Here is an 869-nt window from a genome sequence, read left to right on the forward strand (position 1 = left end):
CAATTGGATTAGTCTCATCCTTCAATGCTATCATTTCCTTTGATATTGGATCATACCCTAGAAGTATTACGTGATTTTCTGCCCCTTACCCTCGTTGCTACTCTCCTTTTTTTCGTGGGAACCGCTTTAGGGCCCTCAGTGATGGTGTTTTGTAATTTATATGCTCCTCTTGCATTTGTGTCTCTACTTCTTGTTCGCCTGGAGGGAACTTCTTCATTTGTATTAGCATGGTTCACTTCAGTCCTTCCTTCCAACTCACTCTTTTTTTGCTGTAAACGATTCTCTGCCGCCAGTTCATTGAAACTATTGAATATATCCTTTAGAGATTCCGGGATGAATAAATCACCTATTAAAGCAGCTTGACGATCTGGTGGAACTAAAGTAAGCAATTGGGTAACGACGCTTACGAGCTTCATAACATCTTCTTCCGTTGGAGCTGGTGGGACTAATAACTGTGTACAATCCATTTTTCTCATGAGCATTTCGGTAGCTCTCTTCTTGTCTTTCTCGGGCAATCTTCCTATTATTATAGCAATAGATTTGTATAGTTGCTTTCTATTGTCTAACAGCTTGTTATTCTGTAGCATCAAATCTATGGCAGCCTGACTTGCTTCTTGTGAAGAGAGCATACCATTTCCAATCGAATCAAACCTTTCCTTAACCATCTTCGCAGCAGGCAAAATTACCTCAGCACTGGAGTCAGAAGATACGCTGGAATCTTCTGCGCTAGAATCAAGACCATACGGCCTACCGGTTGTGAGAGATTCCATGGGCCTTATGACATATCCTGGAAAGAGTAGCTCATCAGACTTACGTTTACTCTCTATATCAATATCTACATCAGGAGCAATCATTTCAATAAACAGCCG

At 41.1% G+C, this 869-nt stretch carries 1 protein-coding gene; it reads right to left on the reverse strand.

Annotated elements, in window-relative coordinates; translation table 11 throughout:
- Nucleotides 1-50: 50 nt before the first annotated feature.
- Nucleotides 51-869 (reverse strand): hypothetical protein (locus tag NE637_RS16030; RefSeq protein ID WP_256267792.1); only part of this gene is annotated, 819 nt, incomplete at its 5' end.

It is taken from the genome of Desulfovibrio desulfuricans (assembly GCF_024460775.1).
Classification (GTDB): domain Bacteria; phylum Desulfobacterota; class Desulfovibrionia; order Desulfovibrionales; family Desulfovibrionaceae; genus Desulfovibrio; species Desulfovibrio desulfuricans_E.